Source organism: Staphylococcus sp. FSL H8-0121 (assembly GCF_038008425.1).
Taxonomy (GTDB): domain Bacteria; phylum Bacillota; class Bacilli; order Staphylococcales; family Staphylococcaceae; genus Staphylococcus; species Staphylococcus pasteuri.
This window is the reverse complement of the sequence record NZ_JBBOZB010000002.1, coordinates 243,658-264,004: the sequence shown is the minus strand read 5'-3', so window position 1 is coordinate 264,004 and position 20,347 is coordinate 243,658. Positions and strand designations below refer to the sequence as shown.

Below are 20,347 nucleotides of genomic sequence, written 5' to 3'. Positions count from 1 at the left end.
TATGAATGAAATTAGCATGGAATGAAATAAAATTTTATAAGCTAAGATATATATTGATTATGCTAATTATTGTCTTATTAAGTATGATGGTGTTATTTATTAGTGGTTTAGCACAAGGGCTTGGCAGAGAAAATGTTTCATTATTTAGTCAGCTTAAATCAAAACATTATATTATCCAAGATATGAAAGCACCTCAAATTGAAAAATCTCAATTAACGAAAAAACAACAATCTAAGGTTGAAAATATCATTAACACTAAACCCTTGAAAATGAAACAACAAACTTTAAATGTTAAAGGAGAAAATAATGAAGATGTATTAGCAATCGATTCTTCATTACAACATAAGTTTAAATTGGCAAAGGGCCATTATCCGAAAAACGATAATCAAATTGTTGTGAATGAAAAATTAACAGGAAAAGGGATAAATATTGGAGATCAAGTCCAATTTAAAAATCAAGAAAAAGCGTATAAAGTAACAGGATTTCTTAAAGATGCGATGTATTCACATAGTTCAATCGTAATGATGAATCAACAAGGATTCAGTGATATTAAAGGACAGTATGCTACATTTTATCCAATCAATAAAATATCGAAGCATGAACAACAACAGCTAAAGGATATTACAGGTATCCAAGTTACAGATGAAAATGAATTAAAAGATAATATTGCTAGTTATAAAGCTGAACAAGCACCACTAAACATGATGATAGTGAGTTTATTCGTTATTTCTGCTATTGTTCTTAGTGCCTTCTTTTATGTCATGACAATCCAAAAAGTATCAGAAATAGGTATTTTAAAAGCGATTGGTATAAAGACAAGACACTTGCTTAAATCCTTAACCTCACAAATTTTAATGATTACATTATTATCAGTTTTAATATCAGTCGCTATGATTATAAGTGTTTCGTTCATAATACCAGTAACAATGCCATTTCATTTAGCCTACGCTAATTACATTTTAGTGATTGTCATTTTCATTCTCGTAGCATGCATAGGCTCATTACTATCATTTATTAAAGTCGTTAAAATCGATCCATTAGATGCTATTGGAGGTGGAGAATAGTGACATTGCAAGTTAAACAATTAATTAAAACGTTTGGAGAAGGTAGTACTAAGACAGAAGTATTAAAGGGTATCGATTTAACAATAGAGCCTGGTGAATTTGTAATTCTTTCAGGTGCATCAGGTTCGGGTAAATCAACATTGTTATCTATATTAGGAGGTCTACTTTCTCCTACTGATGGGGATATAAACTATGAACAACAACCTTTATTTTCATCGTCTAAACAAAATAGTGAACGTCGATTATCAGAGATAGGCTTTATCTTCCAATCTTCTCACTTAGTACCTTATTTAAGCGTCATTGATCAATTGATAATTGTAGGACGTGAAGCAGGAATGTCTAAAAAAATAGCATATCGTCGTGCAGAAAAATTATTAAGTGATATAGGATTGTATGAAAGAATGAATGCTTACCCCCATATGTTATCAGGTGGTGAAAAACAAAGAGTAGCTATTATGAGAGCGCTAATGAATAATCCTAAAGTATTATTAGCTGATGAACCCACAGCAAGTTTAGATGCTAAAAGAGCATTATCTGTTGTAAAAATGATTAAAAAAGAAATTTCAAACAATCAAATGTGTGGGATTATGGTGACACATGATCAGCGATTGTTTGAATATGCAGATAAAGTTATTTACTTAGAAGATGGACTAATTAAAAATTAATATAAAAATAGAGGCAGTAATACATTCGTATAGAATGTACACTGTCTCTTTTATTTAATCCATAAAATGATAATACTTAACCAAAAGGTTAGTGCAAAGTATATGGTTAGTAAAAGACGATACTGGTACATTACACCTAAAAAGTCTCTGATTAACGCAATATGGAAAAAATGGTATGGTGTATGACTGCCAATACCATAGACATGAATATCATGATTTTTAGCCAATTTAAGTGCTCTTAAAATATGAAATTGACTAGTTACACATAGTATTTTGGGTTTAATATTGAAATATTTTCTAATTATTTCTTTCGAATATATAAAGTTAGTATTTGTATTTGTTGATTGTTGTTCCAATAATATATGTTCTTTTGGGACACCGCGATGAATTAAATAGCGTTGCATAGCTAAAGCTTCAGTAATAGGTTCATCTGGACCTTGACCACCAGAAACTAAAATCATAGGAGAATTATGGAACTGTCGGTAAATATCATATGCTCGATCTAAACGCTCTTTAAGCATAGGTGTAACTTCTTCAGTAAAAATACCTGCCCCTAAAATAATGATTAAATCGATTGGTTTTTGAAAATGAGTTGAACCATATGCAGAAGACCAAAAGACATAACAAAAGAAAGCGAATAAAGTAGACAAACCAATGAAACTAAGCCATAGTATAATGCCATTCAATATTGGAATAGGACAAGTACTAATGTAGAAACAAGCAATTATAAATAGGATTAACCGAACTCCACTTAAAGTCATTTGCTTAATAAAACGACGCCCTTGTTTATTACGAAAGATAGAGGCATGCTTTAATATGATATACATAAATATCATTATTATTATTGCTATTAGTTCATAAGGTATTGAATAACTAATCAGATGGTAAATTAGAGTTATAAAACCTAATATAATAGTAGAAATAAATCCAGTTATACTTAAAGTTATAAATTGGTTAAAAAATAAAGAAAACAATATTATTAAAATTAATAAAGTGAAAAGCAATGGAATCATGAAAGGGCCACCTCTATCATATATGTATATATAAATGTAGTTGATAAGAGTTAAATAAGCAACTTAAAAGATATTGAGTTAAAACTGTTTTTAAGGTTTCATTTTATAATTTTTCTTGATATCATTTATAAGATGAAAAATAAATATTTTATATAAATCTACGCGTGTTTGAGGAGATACATATGACTAGACAATTAGAAGATCATATTGCATTTTTAGAAACATTTATCAATAATGTAAATACTTTAACGGCTAAATTATTGAAAGATTTGCAAAATGAATATGGCATTTCTTTAGAACAATCTAATGTATTAACGATGCTTAGTAACGAATCTATGACTATTAGTCAAATTACGGAGAAGCAAGGCGTTAATAAAGCGGCAGTGAGTAAAAGAATTAGTAAATTGCTAGATGCAGGTTTAGTTATTTTAGAAAAACCTAACGCTAATATAGATCAACGACTCAAATTTATTACGTTATCTGATAACGGAAAATCATATATAAAAGAGCGTAAAGCTTTGATTAATAGTATTGCTCATGACTTTACAAATGATTTTTCTGCGGAAGATTTAGAACAAGTAAGACATGTTTTAGATATTATTAATCATAGAATGACGAATTATAGTTCTAAACTATCTTAAAAATTATTAAATAAAGACTATACACAATAGAAGAGTTAGGAATATAATTTGTATATACATTGGACATAAGACTAAATACGTATGTTACTGTTATTCATTTAGTCATATAATGAAAATATCTGAAAAAATAAAGATTTATAAATTTTAAATATTAAAAAATGATGCATAAGTAATAACCCCTCTTGATATAAATATAGTGATATAACTATTTATAAATGGTAGTAAGTTTGGAAAGTGAATAGAGGTGATACGATGAAACAGTGCCCTCAGTGTGGCGTCTCTGTTGAAAATGATGAGCACACTTGTCATAATTGCGGCCAGTCATTAAAAAAAGAAATAAATCAGAAAAGTAGTAAAAATAACAATATTAAACGAAAAGATAGAACTAACAAATCAACTAATCAATCATCGAATATTAAAATCAGAAAAGTTGTGCCAGTGGCAATTATATTTTTTATTATCATACTATTAGTTATTTTATTTTTCCTTCTAAGAAATTATAATTCACCCAATGCTCAAGCTAAAATTTTAGTGAATGCAATTGATAACGACGATAATCAAAAGGTAGCAACCTTACTTGGTACGAAAGACAAAAAGGTCGATCCTGATGAAGCGGCTGCGTACATCAAATATATTAAAAAAGAAGTGGGCATGAAGCATTTCGTTAGAGATGTTAGAAATACGGTTGATAAATTAAACAAAAGCGATTCAAGTGTTGCATCGTATATCCAAACTAAAGATGGGCAAGATATTTTACGTGTAAGTAAAAACGGAAGACGATATTTTATTTTTGATAATATGAGTTTTAATGCACCTACAAAACAACCTATCGTTAAACCTAAAGTGGATACTAAATATGAATTTAAATCAGGTGGTAAACGTAAAACAGTCATTGCAGATGCAAATAAAACAACACCATTAGGTTATTTTATTCCTGGTAATTATCACATAGACGCAACTAAAGAAACAAAAAATGGCGTATTCACAGGTACACTTGATTTTAATTTCAAGAATAGTAATAGTGAAACTGTAGATGTTAACGAAAACTTTGAAGAAGCGCATTTAAATATCAAATTAAAAGGTGCAACGAAACTGACAAGTAAATCGAAAAAAGTAATCATTAATGATCGTACAATGTCATATTCAAATTCTAAAGAATTCGGTCCTTATCCTAAAAATAAAGATATAACAATTTCAGCTCAAGGTAAGGCGAAAGGTAAAACATTTGAATCTGAAACTAAGACAATTAAAGCGTCTAACTTAAAAGATAATACGTCAGTTACTTTAGATTTTGATAGTGATGAAATAAGTAAATATGTGACTAAAAAAGAAAAAGAAGAAAATAGTTTGAAGAACAAACTCACACAATTCTTTAGTGGTTATTCTATGGCTTTAACTTCAGCCAAAAATCAAAGTAACTTTGATTTAATATCAAGTTATTTTAAAAAGAATTCTTCAATGTATGACAAAATGAAAAATAGTATTAGTAATCAACAACTTGTATCATTACAATCACCACAAGTATTGAGTGCTAGCAAAAGTGGAGATAAAATATTAACAACTGTACAACATATCGATGAAAATGGTCAGTATGTTAATAAAGAGTATGAGTTAGAGCAAGCTTCTAGTGGGAATGACTTTAACTTAATTAAAGAAACAGATTAGAGAAATAGACGTAGTACAATGAAGTTCATTTACATTTATGGACATTGTCCTACGTCTCATTTTTTTAATTATCAAAATCTCATATGTTAAATATTTCTATATCATATAATATTAGAACTTTTATTATTAAAAATAAAAACAAGGTGGTTTCAAAAAATGAATAGTAAAGTACGAGCAAAATCACAATCTCTTATATTTGTAATCATCTTAGGAGCACTTACTGCAATAGGCGCATTATCTATAGATATGTTTTTACCTGGGTTGCCAGATATACAAAATGACTTTCATACAACAACTTCAAATGCTCAATTAACATTATCTCTATTTATGATTGGTTTAGCATTAGGTAATTTATTTGCTGGACCAATATCAGATTCTATTGGTAGAAGGAAACCGTTATGGATATCAATGCTTATTTATACTATTGCAAGTTTAGGTATTGTCTTCGTTACGAATATACAAGTGATGATAGCTTTGCGTTTTATACAAGGAATTACTGGTGGGGCGGCATCTGTTATTTCGAGAGCGATTGCTAGTGATATGTATAAAGGTAAAGAATTAACTAAATTTTTATCTTTACTAATGTTAGTTAATGGTGTTGCACCAGTTATAGCGCCTGCTATTGGTGGCGTTATACTAAGCTTTGCGGTATGGAGAATGGTATTTATTATTTTAACTGTATTTGGTGTATTAATGGTTATTGGTACATTAACGAAGGTGCCAGAGTCTTTACAAGAAGATGAAAAAGATAGTAATGGTATTAGAGAAATGTTTAAAAACTTTAAGCATTTATTATTTACACCTAAGTTTGTACTACCGATGGCAATTCAAGGTTTTTCTTTTATTATGTTATTTACCTATATTTCAGCTTCTCCATTTATAGTTCAAAAAATCTATCACATGTCAGCTTTACAATTCAGTATTATGTTTGCCGGTATAGGTATTACATTAATTATTTCAAGTCAGTTAGTAGGCTTTCTTGTAGACTATGTGGATAGACAACGCTTATTAAAAATAGTGACCTTTATTCAAATATTTGGTGTAGTTTTAGTTATCTTTACTTTGTTAAATCATATGAGTTTTTGGATTTTAGTGATTGGATTTATTATATTAGTTTCTCCTGTAACAGCAGTGGCAAGTTTAGGTTTTTCAATTGCTATGGATGAAAGTACACGAGGTAGAGGTAGTGCATCTAGTTTATTAGGATTAGTACAATTCCTATTAGGTGGCGTAATGTCTTCATTGGTTAATGTTATGGGCGAGCATAATGTAATGCCCTATGTAACGATTATTAGTTCAACGGCTATTATTTTAATTATATTACAATTACTTAATTCAAAAATACATCGTAACAATTAAACAACCAAAGTGTTTAATACAATCACTTTGGTTGTTTTTCATCATTTACCAAATATAATTATCGCTGTAGTTTAACTGTGTTTGCTAGTAAATTTTCAGCAATTTCTTCTGGTGATTCTTGGCAGCCATTACGTAGCCAATAAAATATAACACCCACTTCACCACCAATTGAGTAAGTGATAAATAAAGACTTATTACGAATTGAATTTGGATAATCATTAATAACATGTTCATATGTTTTTTTGTAGCTTGAAAATAATCAAACGCTAATCCTTTATTTGGATAAGTAATGAAAATAGCACGATAAAACGATTCTTTTCGTTTTATATATTTAGCTACAATTAAGAAAAATTTATATAATTTGCTTGTATCTACTCTTACACTTTCAAAATTATTATATAAAGCTGTAAGTAATTTAGTATATTTAGAGAGATGATAGTTTTGGATTTTTTCTAGTAAATCATATTTATCTTTATAATTATCATAAAAAGTAGATCTATTAACACCACTGTAAGCACATATCATTTTAATAGTAATATCTTCAAAAGGGTACTCATCTAATAGATCAATCATACTTTGTATAATTTTATATTTTGCTTTTCTTTTCATTAGTATTCACCTTTGTTCATATAACCGACACATTTTTTTAAAGTGTCGGTGTTTTTTTAATGTCTATGTAACTATAATAGATAAAGTGAATTTTAAAAGCAAATAGGAGGAAGTATATATGAAGAAAATGGTATTAATTAATATCATTACTATCATAGTATTAATTGTTATTGGAGTATTAGGCTTTTACTTCTGGAACAATGCAACAAGCTATGTTAGTACTGATAACGCCAAAATAGACGGCGATCAAATGAAAATAGCAAGCCCAACTGCAGGTGAAATCAAATCATTTGATGCAAAACAAGGTGACAAACTTAAAAAAGGTGACAAAGTAGCTGAAGTAGTTGGACAAGGTCAAGATGGTCAATCTAAAAAAATGAGCATCAAAATGCCTAAAGATGGCACAATCGTAAAAACAGATGGTATGGAAGGTTCAATGGCTCAAGCTGGGAACCCAATAGCTTATGCGTATAATTTAGATGATTTATATGTTACTGCCAACGTTGATGAAAAAGATGTTGCTGATATTGAAAAAGGAAATGACGTAGATATTGATATCGACGGTCAAAAAGCAACTGTAAGTGGTAAAGTAGAACAAATTGGTGATGCTACAGCAAATAGCTTCTCATTAATGCCTTCATCAAATAGTGATGGTAATTACACTAAAGTATCACAAGTTGTACCAGTTAAAATTTCTCTAGATTCTGAACCATCTAAAAATGTTGTTCCAGGTATGAACGCTGAAGTCAAAATTCATAAAAATTAAGGGGGTCATTAAATGACAGCGACCTTCATTATTGTTTATATTATAATCGCGCTCATACTTCTTGGTTTAATTAATTTCTTTATTTCTAAAAGTAAGAAAAAGTCTAAAAACCAAAAAGTGGAACAACGCTCAACAAAAGGTTCTGAGAGTCAATCATATCAATCTAAATTTAAAGCAAGTGATTTAGACAAACAATCTGAGTCACGTACAACATCTCCTAATGATTTTGGTTCAACTTCAAATCATATAGAAGACGATAAAAGAAAACATCATTTCGAATCAATGAATGAATCTGAAAATGACAACAACAATGCACATGACCAAGAGAAACTACGTCGTTCAGACGATTCTTCTCGTAACAATATTGATAGAGAAGAAACAGAAGATGTAGACGAAGAAGTGCATAATCCAATTAACCCTGACTCAGAAGAGGGCAGAGTTAATGAAAAAATCAAGAGACAACATAGTGATTTTATCTTTGGTAATGGTATCACTAGAGGTAAAATTTTAGCAGCAATGTTATTTGGGATGTTTATTGCTATTTTAAACCAAACTCTATTAAACGTTGCGCTACCTAAAATTAATACTGAATTTAATATCTCTGCATCAACTGGACAATGGTTAATGACAGGATTTATGTTAGTAAATGGTATTTTAATACCGATAAGTGCTTTTCTATTCAATAAATATTCTTATAGAAAGTTATTTCTTATAGGTCTTGTACTATTTACTATAGGATCATTGATTTGTGCTATTTCAATGAATTTCCCTATTATGATGGTAGGACGTGTATTACAAGCTATTGGTGCTGGTATTTTAATGCCTTTAGGTTCTAACGTTATTGTTACAATCTTCCCACCAGAAAAACGTGGTACGGCAATGGGTATTATGGGTGTGGCTATGATATTAGCTCCAGCTATTGGCCCAACGTTATCAGGTTATATTGTTCAAAATTATCATTGGAATATAATGTTCTATGGTATGTTCTTTATAGGATTAGTAGCTATCATAGTAGGTTATTTCTGGTTTAGACTTTATCAAAGAACCACAAACCCTAAAGCCGATGTACCAGGAATTATTTACAGTACTATTGGTTTCGGTGCTTTATTATACGGTTTCTCTGAAGCTGGTAATAAAGGTTGGGGTTCAACTGAAATCGTTACGATGTTTGTGATTGGTGTTATATTCATTATCTTATTCGTTATTAGAGAATTAAGAATGAAAGCACCAATGTTAAACTTAACAGTATTGAAATACCCAACATATACTTTAACAACAGTTATTAATATGATTGTTATGATGAGTTTATATGGTGGTATGATTTTATTACCTATTTACTTACAGAATTTACGTGGATTCTCTGCGTTAGATTCAGGCCTATTAATGCTTCCGGGTGCATTAGTAATGGGTGTACTTGGTCCTGTTGCAGGTAAGTTATTAGATACTATTGGTATTAAACCATTAGCTATTTTTGGTATTGCTATAATGACTTATGCAACTTGGGAATTAACTAAGTTAAATATGGACACACCATATTTCTCAATCATGGGTATTTATGTGTTGCGTTCATTTGGTATGGCATTTATTATGATGCCTATCATGACTGCAGGCTTGAACGCTTTACCAGGTCGATTAATTTCTCATGGTAATGCATTTGTAAATACTATGAGACAATTAGCAGGTTCTATTGGTACTGCGATTCTTGTTACAGTAATGACAACACAAACAACTAATCATGTTGCCGCATTTGGCACAGAATTAGATAAAACAAATCCAGTTGTTCAAGATCATATGCGTGAATTGGCTCAACAATATGGTGGAGAACAAGGTGCAATGAAAGTATTATTACAATTTATAAATAAATTGGCTTCTGTTGAAGGTATAAACGATGCATTCGTTATTGCAACTATGATAAGTTTATTAGCACTTATTTTAAGTTTCTTCTTACAAAGTAAGAAGAAAGCTGATGCATCAGCTGCAAAATCAAGAGCAGAAGATTAATTGTTGATAGACATTAAATAAAGTTTAATTAAAAAAATTGTGTTGTGGGGGCATGATTTTTAAGGGATCGGTATCAATTTTGATATCGATCCCTTTTTTTAGTGGCTCTTACGAATGAAATGAGTTAGAGCCACTTATGCATTAGCGAAGCTAAGGCGAACCGAAGAGAACGAATGAAATGAGTTAGAGCCACTTATGGGAGTAGAACAGAAATGTGAAGTACTACTCCTAATTTTATTAGGTTAGTAGTACTTACATCTTAGTTTTGACTAAGATGTTCTTTATCGTCGTTCCACCCCGGCAAGGATGGCTAGACTTGAAGGAAGTATGAAATACGCACGTTCAAGATAGACATCTACTGCCAATATATGAACGAAGTTCAGAATGGTTTAAGGCGAACCGAAAAGAACGAATGAAAAGAGTAAAAGCCACTAAAGAATAAATAAAACACAAAAAGCGTGTTGAAAGACATCTTTATCAAGATCATCTTTCGACACGCTTTTAATTATTAAAAGATATATTATTTAATACGGATTTTTCTGTTTCTAAAGAATAGACTAATAATTAGTAATCCAATGCTACAAGCTAATAAAATAAGCGCGTTGTGAATAGCATCGGCTTCTACCACTACCTGATCTGGTGAGACAGTTAAGTAATATTGTTTAAGTGAATCAGAAATTTTCTCAGCTAATGTATGAATAATATAGCTAAAGTACATTGTTATCACTAGCATAATGGCAAGAAACAACATATTTACAACCTTTAAAGCACTACGATTAAAAATAATTGTTAAAATCGATAAAATTAAACTAAGAATACATAATGCGAAAAAGGCGTAAAAGACAATCAATAATCGGTCAATTGATTGTTGTAATTGATCAATATTACCTAAATTGATATTAATATTTCCAATTTGTGTAACAGTATCTTGGAAATTTTTAAGTTGATGAAAATCAATAGTTTGTTTGGCAAATACAATATTGAATATGGGTTGTTTATACATGCTATAACTTGTAATTGCAGTCAACACAAGCACAATTAATTGAATAATCATACTTACCCATGAACGCTTTTTCTTGCCATATTGTTTACCTCGATGCAAACCTTGCGTTTGAAATGCATCGTCAAAGTTTTCCAATCTGCTTTGTTGATTAGACATGCAGGTGCCTCCCTTGAAATAGTCATATCTTTCTTTATCATTTCTAGTCTGATTTTGTTATAATAATGATTATTCAAAGACAGTAAAAAATTAGACAATTTATAAAATGAAATTCATGACTAAATTAAAATATACTTTAAATTATATCCCTTTTTATGTTGCGAATGTAGGTTTTTAATCAAATTGTTTTTTAATTTTAAAAATTGATAAGAGGTAGGTTTAGTTATTTATGAAGAATCGTTTAATGAACAGAGTGGTAAACAAATATATTCTACACAATCGTTCAATATTTTTCGATAATGATGAAGCAGTGGATAAATTTTTCGAAAAAAGACAAATTGAAAATGAGAAAAAACATAAGCAACCATCTACACTGAATGTGAAAGCCAATTTAGATAAACTTATGCTAGGAGATATGCAAGTTTTTAGATTTAATTTTAGACATGAATCCAAAAGAAAAATTTTGTATATTCATGGTGGATATAATACATTACAACCATCACCATTTCATTGGAGATTCTTAGATAAATTGACATTATCAACGTTACATGAAGTTGTATTTCCTATTTATCCTAAAGCACCTGATTATCATATCAATGATACACAAAAAGCTGTTAAAGATGTTTATGATCAATTAGTATCTGAAGTGGGTGCAGAACATATTATTGTCATGGGAGATGGCTCTGGTGGTGGATTAGCATTAAACTTAGTGCAAAGCTTGATCGAACAAAATGAACAAGTACCACGTCAATTATATTTAATTTCACCATTATTAGATGCAACATTATCAAACAAAGATATAACTGATGACCTATTAGACAAAGATATATTAGTGAGCAGATTTGGTGTGAATGAAATTATGAAACGTTGGGCAGATGAATTGCCACTTACCAATTCACGTGTATCACCAATATATGGCAAGATTGAAGGATTACCACCAGTGTTTATGTTTGGTGGAGGTAGAGAAATTATTAATCCAGATATGCATTTATTTAAGGATACATTGGAATCAGTTGGACAAGATATTGAATTTTATGAATATCCAAGAATGGTTCATGATTTTCCACTTTATCCGATTCGTGAATCACATAAAGTTGTTAAACAAATTACCAAAGCTTTAAATAAATAGCATGTATAAATAAAGAAAAGGGCGTTTAGCAGTTGATATTTAGCTAAACGTCCTTTTTATATTATTCCATAATAGAATTAATATGTTTAATAATAAAGTTTTGTCCTTTTGAAAAATATAAGTCAGCAATTGTGTCCTCAAAATGACTTGGTATGTCGGTTAAATTACTAAATGAAAAGACTTTTTCAATATTATCATTTCGTACACGATTCGCAAGTTGATTATAGTGTTCGAGAAATTGATTGTCATCATCATATTTTTCAAGAAGTTGATTTATTTCATCAATAGCTTGTTTTTGACCTTGAGTGTAACTCATTCGTGTTGCACGTTTAAATAATTTTGAACCTGGACCATTTATCGTTAAAGCTTTTTGTTCGTTTAAGTCACTAAGCGCATATTTAACATCATCGAATAAATCTAATAATTCACTTTGTACTGTATGGCGAATAGAATCATTCATTATTTATCCTCCTTATGAGGGATACCAATTCGATGGCCTAGTTGGTCTGGCCATTCAATTGTTTGCTGTTGTTGGTCAGCATAGTGTTGCATTTGTTTGTAATAGTCTTCTGGAAAGGCAGCTGAGCGTCGTTGTTTTTGATCAATGCCCATCATCATTACTTCATTTGTAGCTGCAACATTACCATTATTACGGACCATTCTTAAGAAAAAGTGAACACGTTTGTAATCATAATCATAAATATATAACTCAACATCATAATGCTCATTTAATGTTAATTCAGATAAAAATGTAGTGTGTTCTTCAATTGTAAATGTAGTGTATTTATATTGTTCACGTTCTTCTAATGATAAACCATGACTATAATTAAAATCATCAATCACATCACTAAAAATGATATTATAGTATGCATCATGCATATGATTATTATGATCGATAAAATCTTCAGTCACCGTTTTACTTACCTTAAATGTTTGAGACATGACAACTACTCCTTTTTTGTGTGCTTGCTAATTATTTTACTAAATTAAATTAAGACATACACGTAATTCAATTCATGATAAAATAATGAAGAACTGCTTAACAGGGGGTAAATGGAGATGACAATGACTATTCGATACCAAACATCTACCGAACCTTTAAAAAGGGTGAATCGGATTGAAGATATTCCTAGTGAAGCAACAATTGTTTGGTACGATTTTGAGGACGCAACACCACAAGAAAATGAATTTTTAAGAAATCATTTTAACTTTAATGATTTAGAAATAGATGATGCCATTAATGGTATTCCTCGAGCAAAATATAAATCGTATGATGATTATCAATATTTAGTTCTTCATAGTATATTAGTACGCAATTATTCTGCAATAGCGTTAAATGTATTTTTAGGGGATAAATTATTAGTCACATACCATCATCAAAGTTTTGAATCGCTTAAAAGAGTGGCTAAAGTAAATGAACAACACCATGATCCAGAACTAGATTGTGCAGATATTGTTATTCTTATATTAGATAGTATGGTAGATAAATACTTTAATTTTGTTTACGATATTGAAGATAAGGTATATACATTTGAGGATAGACATGTTGATGATCGCTTTAGTAAAGATGTAATGGACAACGTATTTAAATTACGTTCTGACTTAATTAAAATCAAACGTGTTTTATTTCCAATGCAAGAGTTAGTTGATACGATTAAAACTGAAGGTAATTTAATTAAAGATAATAAGCATTCAATGTATATACAACATATAGATGACCACTTAATTAAACAAAGTAACGTCATTAAGACTTCTCAAGAAATGACGAATGAAATTAGAGAAAACTATGAATCTTATACATCATTTAGAATGAATAATATTATGCAAATTTTAACATTAGTTTCAGTTATATTTTCTCCACTTACCTTTATTGCAGGTATATACGGAATGAACTTTGAATATATGCCTGAACTTAAATGGTATTATAGCTATTTTGTTTGCTTAATTATTATGTTAATCATCACTATTGTGTTAATAATTTTCTTCAAAAAAAAGAAATGGTTTTAAATTGTGCATTTTAAAATTAGATTGAGTTGGAAAGGGCGGTATAGTAATGAGTGATTTTCAAAGAGAGCAGAGAAAAAATGAACATGTTGAAATCGCGATGGCACAGCAAGATGCTGCATTGTCAGATTTTGACAAAGTAAGGTTTGTACATCATTCAATTCCTAATATAGATGTAGATGATGTTGATTTAACTACACGTACATCACATTTTGACTTGAAATATCCCGTTTATATCAATGCAATGACGGGTGGTAGTGAATGGACTAAACAAATTAATGAGAAACTTGCGATTGTTGCAAGAGAAACAGGATTAGCAATGGCGGTTGGTTCAACACATGCTGCTTTACGAAATCCTAAAATGGCAGAGTCATTCACTATTGTAAGAGAAACTAATCCAGATGGTATTATATTCAGTAATGTGGGTGCTGATGTGCCTGTAGATAAAGCCGTAAAAGCCGTTGAATTATTAGATGCGCAAGCATTACAAATACATGTTAATTCACCACAAGAGCTAGTTATGCCAGAAGGTAATCGTGAATTTGCCAATTGGATGGAAAACATCGAAGCTATTGTTAAAGCAGTAGATGTTCCAGTGATTGTAAAAGAAGTAGGATTTGGTATGAGTAAAGAAACGTACAAATCACTGCTTAACGTTGGAGTAGCTTATGTTGACGTAAGTGGGCGTGGTGGTACAAACTTTGTTGATATTGAAAATGAGAGACGTTCAAATAAAGATATGGATTATTTATCAAATTGGGGACAATCAACAGTTGAATCTCTATTAGAAAGTACCGATTATCAAGATAAACTTAATGTCTTTGCAAGTGGTGGTTTACGTACACCATTAGACGCAGTGAAATGCTTAGCATTAGGTGCTAAAGCAGTTGGAATGTCACGACCATTTTTAAATCAAGTTGAGCAATCAGGTATTACGCAAACGATTGAATATGTAGAGTCATTTTTAGATCATATGAAGAAAATAATGACTATGTTAGACGCTAAAAATATTGATGAATTAACTCATAAAGATATGATATTCAGCCAAGATTTATTATCGTGGATAGACCAAAGAGGTTTAGATATTCATAAAGGATAATTGGCCTAACTATAGTTGCCAAAATAAATTCAAAAATAAAACAGTACACATGAGAAACTGTCAGGACATAAGCAAAAGCACTTTATGTCTTAGTTCCATCATGTGTACTGTTTTTTTATTATTGGAAAAATTGTATAAAGCCCATAACAATAATCACGCCTATTAAGTCGATTAAGAATGCACCGACAATAGGAACAACTAAATAAGCTTTGGGTGAGTTACCGTATTTTTTTGTAATGACATCTAAATTAGCCATTGCATTAGGTGTTGCACCTAACCCATGACCAATAAAGCCACCAACCATTACTGCAGCATCATAGTCTTTGCCTAAGCCTCTGAATAAAATGAAGATAGAGAACAAGATCATGAATACAACTTGCACAAGAACTATGATAATTAATGGTAATGCTAATGAGTAGATTTCAGTTAATTGAATACTCATTAACGCGAGAGATAGGAAGATACCTAATGAGATATCACCGATTTCTTCGTTAATTTTTAAATCAACAATGTTAAAGCCAAATGCTTCAGAAATGTTACGCACAAAAACAGCGACGAACATTGAGCCTACATACATTGGTATATTAACATTTGTTAAATCAGTAAACGTATTTCCTATGTATGTACCGAGTGCCATACAGAATACAAGAATTGTAAACTGTATAAAGAAAATTTGTGTTGGTTTATATTTTTCGTGAAGTGCTTGATTATATTCAACTTCACCATAGTTTTTAAATGAATCATCACTATGTTCAGGTTTGAGGTTATAACGTTTGATTAAAAATTTAACTACAGGTCCGCCAATCAAACCGCCAAATACTAAACCTAATGTTGCGGCAGCAAGAGCAGCAGTTACAGCGGAATCAATGCCCATATCTTGAATTGTTTTACCATAGGCAGCGGCATTACCATGACCACCTTCCATTGACATAGACCCTGCTGTTAAACCTAATAATGGTTTGATATTTAATACTTTAGCTAAGGAAACACCAATGACGTTTTGACAGAAAGCCATAATACCACAAAACATAAAGTATAATAACATGACCTTTCCACCAACTTTAAATAATTTCAATGATGCTCCTAATCCAATTGTTGTGAAAAAGGCTAACATAAAGAAATTTTGTATAAATGATGAGTCTAATTTAATTTTAACTATATTAAAGGAATCTAAAATCGCAACTAAAATTGCAAAAATTAAGCCACCAATCACTGGTGCTGGAATACAAATTCTTCTTAAAAACGAGACATGGTTTATGATTGTTTGACCAATCAGATATAAAATACATGCTAAACATAATGTGGTAATAGCATCTAATTCTAACATTTTAACTCCCCCTTAGAAGTTACCCCAAAACCTATGTTTAAGTGTTATTCAATTAAAATATGTAAGCGTTATAAAAAGCCACTATACCTAGTATACACGTATAAATCCATTAAATCTAGTTTTAGAATAAATATTATTTGTATTTATACATAAAAGTATTAATTTTCAATAGATATTATCAGAAATAATATTAAAATTATTAAAAAAGAATATCCTATGTTGAGGATTTATTATTTAGTACCTTGCAATGTACAGTAGTGAGTGCTATATTATAGATAATCACTACTGTGTAATGTTTAGTACCTAAAATGAAATATGGAGGAATGCCTATGAATACGCAATTTAAGAAGGGTGCGTTAGAACTAATTGTCTTGCTCATTATCAAAAGAGAAGATCAATATGGTTATTCATTAGTTCAAAATATCTCACGTTATATGACAATTGCTGAAGGAACTGTATATCCATTATTACGAAGATTAGTTAAAAACGGTGAACTATCTACGTATTATCAGCCATCAACAGAAGGTCCAGCGAGAAAATATTATCGTCTTACAGAACAGGGCCAAGGAAGATTGGCGACGTTAAAAGAGGAATGGCAGTTGTTTTCTAATGCTGTAAATACGTTTATTGAGGAGAGTGAATCAAATGAATAAAGAAAGATATTTAAAGCAATTGGTCGCTAATTTAAAGCATATGGATAATACTGACAAGCAAGATATTTATAACGAATATGAAACTCATTTTATAAGTGGTAAAAATGAAGGGAAATCTGAAGAAGATATAGCTAAACAATTAGGAGATCCTAAAATGATTGCTAAAGAATTGAACGCCACTATGGCTATCGAAAAGGTAGATGAGAAGTCTAATTTAAAAAGTATATTTAAAGCTATATTAGCAGTGATGGGATTAGGACTTTTTAATTTCTTTATTGTATTAGTACCAGCATTCTTCATTTTAATGATTTTTTTCACATTAATTGTTTTTACATTAATACTTTTCAGTGCACCTATATTTTTAATTATCAAATTTGCAACTGAAGGCTCAAATTCAATTATTTTATATGATGTTTATATGGCGGGATTAATGTTTGGTGTTAGTTTAATGTTATTAGCAATTACTATTCTTCTCATTAAATGGTTCTTAAAATTAACAGTAATGTATCTTAAATGGAATGTCTCATTCGTGAAAGGAAGTGTTCATCCATGAGAAAGTTAATCATCACACTTTTTATAATTGGTTTAATATTGAGCATTGGTTTTGGTATAGGTCTTATTTCTCAAGGTAAGAAGTTATCTTCAGCACATCATGAAACGCAATTAAATAAAGAATATAAAGACAATATAAAATCTATTCAATTGGATGTTGAGAATAGTGATGTTGAAATAAAGCATGGTAAGACATTTTCGATAAAATCAATTGGTAGTTCAGACGCTAAAGTAGATAGTAAAGTCGAAAAAGGAACATGGCATATTAATGACCAACATAATCAATCTAATATCAATTTTAGAATAGGCACTATGTTCACTAATAAAATTATTATTACCTTACCAAAAGAAATGAATGAACTAACAATAAAAGATGACGCGGGGGATATCAAAGTTGATAATGTTGTTAGTAAGAAAACGCATATCAATGTTGATTCTGGAGATATCACTTTGACAGATAGTAAATTAGGTGATTTGAAAGTCAATAATGATTCGGGTGATATTTTAATGAAACACATTCATTTCACAGAAGGTAAAATAAAAAATGATTCAGGAGATATAGAAATGAAACAAAGTATTCCTGATCAACCATTAAATGTATCAAATGATAGTGGAGATATTCATATAAATTATAAAAACAAAGCCAAAAACACATCATTTACTGCCTTAAACGATTCTGGAGATACGAATATATATGATAAGGAATTAAAACAACATCAAATAGGTAAAGGAGACAACAAAGTCAATTTATCTAATGATTCTGGAGATATTACGGTAAAATAAAATTGATTAAAAGAGAGGATGGCACTATTTTTAGTGCTATCCTCTCCTTTATTTCCATGTATCATCAGGGTTTTGAAAATCTGATTTTTTCATGCGAGATACATATGGATTACCTTTGACTGTATAGCGAAGTGGTTTATTTGTCCATTCTCCTTTATTTGGAATACCAATACGACCACTTTCAACTATCGATTTAGGATGTTTCCGATTTTTTATGTCAATTGATAGGCGACATTGATTGATAGTAGATCCATCAATGGCACGCGGAATATTAAATGCTTTCGTCCATTTTCCTGGTCCATTAGTCAATTCAAATCCATCTTTGCCTCTATTGATTCTCATAGCTTCAATCCCGTCTTCTGGTTCTACTGCGCGAATAAGCACACCTTCAGGAACACCACTATCTTTAGTAACAAAGTTAATTAATAAATGTGTATGCATGACATGTGCATAAATTGTTCCACCAGTCTTATATAATGAAGTAACTTTAGGTGTTTGTTTACCACCAAAGCCATGAGCTGCGCGATCTTCAAAACCTAAATAAGCCTCAGTTTCGACAATATAACCGCTATAAGTTTGATGATTATCCTGATAAATGACACGGACTCCTAATAATGATTTTGCAATATCTGTTGTATTACGTTCTTTAAAATCCATAATGGAACTCCTCTATAAAAATATTTGTTTTTATAATTTATTTTGGAAATTCTTAAAAAATATTTGATTTATATTTTTTTAGGTCTATCTATTTGATACAATGACCGTATTAACAATATTATTACTTAATTAATGTATCAAAATTGATATGAGTAATAAAATAAATTGAATTGATGATTTGAAAGGAGCAGCTAAGATGAGAGAGAAAGTTGGTTTTAAAGCATCATTTAAATTATATTGGTCAAATTATTTTAATTTTAAAGGTAGATCAAGACGTAGTGAATATTGGTTTATGCAATTATGGCATTTAATATTTATGTGTCCTGGTATTATTTTATTGATTATTGGTGCAATAGGGCTGACTATAGGTATCTCTTCAGGTCAAAGTACGACTGCACTTAGTATTGGTGTCTTTAGTCTAGTGATATCCGTGTTATATTTAGCCATTTACTCACTAGTGACAATTATTCCGAATTTAGCTATATTAGCCCGTCGATTCCATGATACTTCACGCACAATGTGGATACCTATGATCGGATTTGGTATTGCAGTATTTTTAAATATATTTAATTGGGTGGTCAATGCAACTGGACATTCTGAAAATGGATGGTTATTACTAATCTATTGGTTAATTACAATCATCTCTTGGATTTTTGGTATTTATAATATCGTTATTTGTTGTTTAAACAGTCAGAGAGAAACTAATATTTATGGGCCAAGTCCAAAATATGCAGGGTCTGAAATGATAAGCGATAATAATTATAATCCAGTAGACAAAGCAAATAAGAAACATAATTATGATAATAATGAAATTTAAAATAGTAATGTAAAGCTAGGGTCATAGTGAGACCTTAGCTTTTTATATAAGAAATCATCATTTATTCTAGTAGATGTCGTATATATTTGACGTATGGGTAAATGATTTAGTAAAATCAAGATAATACTTATCGAAAGAAGCGGATGAATGCGTTGAATAGAGTGAAACAATATCGAGCACATCAAAAGATGTCGCAATTAGAACTAGCAAGACGAATAGGAGTTTCCAGACAAACAATTAATATGATTGAAAATGATAAATATAATCCGTCATTAAAATTATGTATAAATATAGCTAAAACCTTGTCAGTCACACTTAACGACTTATTTTGGGAGGATGAATAGTTATTTTTAATAAATTAGAATTTAAAGATGAATTCAAAAA

The 20,347-nt window shown here is 30.3% G+C and carries 21 protein-coding genes and 1 pseudogene; 15 read left to right on the top strand and 7 right to left on the bottom strand.

The genetic code is table 11. The features are described 5' to 3' along the window. Positions 1-5 precede the first annotated feature (5 nt). Positions 6-1,064 carry an ABC transporter permease gene (locus LFT63_RS06815; RefSeq protein WP_340768436.1) on the top strand — a complete coding sequence of 353 codons (1,059 nt, stop codon included), beginning with the start codon at positions 6-8 and terminating at the stop codon, positions 1,062-1,064. After that, positions 1,064-1,729: an ABC transporter ATP-binding protein gene (locus LFT63_RS06810; protein WP_017636512.1), complete on the top strand. Its 666-nt coding sequence runs from the start codon at positions 1,064-1,066 to the stop codon at positions 1,727-1,729. Before LFT63_RS06815 ends, LFT63_RS06810 begins: the two co-directional genes overlap by 1 nt. A 50-nt stretch (positions 1,730-1,779) precedes the next feature. Here LFT63_RS06810 and LFT63_RS06805 read toward each other — a convergent pair whose 3' ends face one another. Beyond that, entirely contained in the window at positions 1,780-2,742 is a 963-nt protein-coding gene (locus tag LFT63_RS06805; protein ID WP_445684203.1) for a YdcF family protein, read from the bottom strand. Between the two features lie 182 nt (positions 2,743-2,924). Between LFT63_RS06805 and LFT63_RS06800 the strand changes: the two genes are divergently transcribed. The 3 genes from LFT63_RS06800 (at position 2,925) to LFT63_RS06790 (ending at position 6,407) form a co-directional block, all read left to right on the top strand. Continuing rightward, positions 2,925-3,383 (top strand): MarR family winged helix-turn-helix transcriptional regulator, encoded by a 459-nt coding sequence (locus LFT63_RS06800; RefSeq protein ID WP_340768433.1) that lies wholly within the window; start codon positions 2,925-2,927, stop codon positions 3,381-3,383. Positions 3,384-3,635: 252 nt separating this feature from the next. Continuing rightward, on the top strand, positions 3,636-5,048 hold the full coding sequence (locus LFT63_RS06795) for a zinc ribbon domain-containing protein (RefSeq protein WP_029055791.1): 1,413 nt from the start codon (positions 3,636-3,638) through the stop codon (positions 5,046-5,048). A 156-nt stretch (positions 5,049-5,204) separates the two neighbouring features. Next, positions 5,205-6,407, top strand: coding sequence for a multidrug effflux MFS transporter (locus LFT63_RS06790; RefSeq protein ID WP_029055792.1), 1,203 nt, complete (start codon positions 5,205-5,207; stop codon positions 6,405-6,407). Positions 6,408-6,465: 58 nt separating this feature from the next. On the opposite strand, the pseudogene LFT63_RS06785 reads toward LFT63_RS06790, so the two are convergent. After that, positions 6,466-7,016, bottom strand: a pseudogene (locus tag LFT63_RS06785) (TetR/AcrR family transcriptional regulator). A gap of 118 nt (positions 7,017-7,134) precedes the next feature. On the opposite strand from LFT63_RS06785, the gene LFT63_RS06780 reads away from it, so the two are divergent. Further along, a complete protein-coding gene (locus tag LFT63_RS06780) occupies positions 7,135-7,782 on the top strand; it encodes an HlyD family efflux transporter periplasmic adaptor subunit (protein ID WP_017636507.1) in 648 nt (215 codons plus the stop codon). A 12-nt stretch (positions 7,783-7,794) separates the two neighbouring features. Then, entirely contained in the window at positions 7,795-9,783 is a 1,989-nt protein-coding gene (locus LFT63_RS06775; protein ID WP_017636506.1) for a DHA2 family efflux MFS transporter permease subunit, read from the top strand. A 520-nt stretch (positions 9,784-10,303) separates the two neighbouring features. Here the strand turns inward: LFT63_RS06775 and LFT63_RS06770 are convergent. Further along, entirely contained in the window at positions 10,304-10,942 is a 639-nt protein-coding gene (locus LFT63_RS06770) for a hypothetical protein (RefSeq protein ID WP_340768429.1), read from the bottom strand. Between the two features lie 229 nt (positions 10,943-11,171). Here LFT63_RS06770 and LFT63_RS06765 point away from each other — a divergent pair, with 229 nt between their 5' ends. Continuing rightward, positions 11,172-12,071 carry an alpha/beta hydrolase fold domain-containing protein gene (locus LFT63_RS06765; RefSeq protein WP_017636504.1) on the top strand — a complete coding sequence of 300 codons (900 nt, stop codon included), beginning with the start codon at positions 11,172-11,174 and terminating at the stop codon, positions 12,069-12,071. A 61-nt stretch (positions 12,072-12,132) separates the two neighbouring features. Here LFT63_RS06765 and LFT63_RS06760 read toward each other — a convergent pair whose 3' ends face one another. Both LFT63_RS06760 and LFT63_RS06755 read right to left on the bottom strand, forming a co-directional pair. After that, complete coding sequence (locus LFT63_RS06760) at positions 12,133-12,531, bottom strand: hypothetical protein (RefSeq protein WP_029055795.1); 399 nt, start codon at positions 12,529-12,531, stop codon at positions 12,133-12,135. Then, complete coding sequence (locus LFT63_RS06755; RefSeq protein ID WP_029055796.1) at positions 12,531-13,013, bottom strand: thioesterase family protein; 483 nt, start codon at positions 13,011-13,013, stop codon at positions 12,531-12,533. Before LFT63_RS06755 ends, LFT63_RS06760 begins: the two co-directional genes overlap by 1 nt. A gap of 117 nt (positions 13,014-13,130) precedes the next feature. Between LFT63_RS06755 and corA the strand changes: the two genes are divergently transcribed. Together corA and fni are read left to right on the top strand one after the other, a co-directional pair. Then, positions 13,131-14,078, top strand: a complete 948-nt coding sequence (corA, locus tag LFT63_RS06750; RefSeq protein ID WP_340768426.1) for a magnesium/cobalt transporter CorA — start codon at positions 13,131-13,133, stop codon at positions 14,076-14,078. Between the two features lie 46 nt (positions 14,079-14,124). Continuing rightward, entirely contained in the window at positions 14,125-15,174 is a 1,050-nt protein-coding gene (gene fni, locus LFT63_RS06745) for a type 2 isopentenyl-diphosphate Delta-isomerase (RefSeq protein ID WP_029055797.1), read from the top strand. Between the two features lie 118 nt (positions 15,175-15,292). On the opposite strand, the gene gltS is transcribed toward fni, so the two are convergent. Beyond that, positions 15,293-16,501 carry a sodium/glutamate symporter gene (gene gltS, locus LFT63_RS06740; RefSeq protein WP_017636499.1) on the bottom strand — a complete coding sequence of 403 codons (1,209 nt, stop codon included), beginning with the start codon at positions 16,499-16,501 and terminating at the stop codon, positions 15,293-15,295. Positions 16,502-16,830: 329 nt separating this feature from the next. Between gltS and LFT63_RS06735 the strand changes: the two genes are divergently transcribed. The 3 genes from LFT63_RS06735 to LFT63_RS06725 are packed head-to-tail and all read left to right on the top strand — an operon-like array spanning position 16,831 to position 18,489. Beyond that, positions 16,831-17,154, top strand: coding sequence for a PadR family transcriptional regulator (locus LFT63_RS06735; RefSeq protein ID WP_070453479.1), 324 nt, complete (start codon positions 16,831-16,833; stop codon positions 17,152-17,154). Continuing rightward, positions 17,147-17,707 carry an HAAS signaling domain-containing protein gene (locus LFT63_RS06730; RefSeq protein WP_107999865.1) on the top strand — a complete coding sequence of 187 codons (561 nt, stop codon included), beginning with the start codon at positions 17,147-17,149 and terminating at the stop codon, positions 17,705-17,707. The genes LFT63_RS06735 and LFT63_RS06730 overlap by 8 nt, the downstream gene beginning before the upstream one ends. Further along, positions 17,704-18,489, top strand: coding sequence for a DUF4097 family beta strand repeat-containing protein (locus tag LFT63_RS06725; protein WP_029055801.1), 786 nt, complete (start codon positions 17,704-17,706; stop codon positions 18,487-18,489). The genes LFT63_RS06730 and LFT63_RS06725 overlap by 4 nt, the downstream gene beginning before the upstream one ends. Positions 18,490-18,537: 48 nt before the next feature. Here the strand turns inward: LFT63_RS06725 and LFT63_RS06720 are convergent, their stop codons facing one another. Then, complete coding sequence (locus LFT63_RS06720; RefSeq protein ID WP_017636495.1) at positions 18,538-19,146, bottom strand: DNA-3-methyladenine glycosylase; 609 nt, start codon at positions 19,144-19,146, stop codon at positions 18,538-18,540. 196 nt (positions 19,147-19,342) lie between these two features. Here LFT63_RS06720 and LFT63_RS06715 point away from each other — a divergent pair, with 196 nt between their 5' ends. Next, positions 19,343-19,963, top strand: coding sequence for a DUF805 domain-containing protein (locus LFT63_RS06715; RefSeq protein WP_029055802.1), 621 nt, complete (start codon positions 19,343-19,345; stop codon positions 19,961-19,963). Between the two features lie 143 nt (positions 19,964-20,106). Continuing rightward, positions 20,107-20,307 (top strand): helix-turn-helix transcriptional regulator, encoded by a 201-nt coding sequence (locus LFT63_RS06710; RefSeq protein ID WP_017636493.1) that lies wholly within the window; start codon positions 20,107-20,109, stop codon positions 20,305-20,307. The last annotated feature ends 40 nt before the right edge of the window (positions 20,308-20,347 follow it).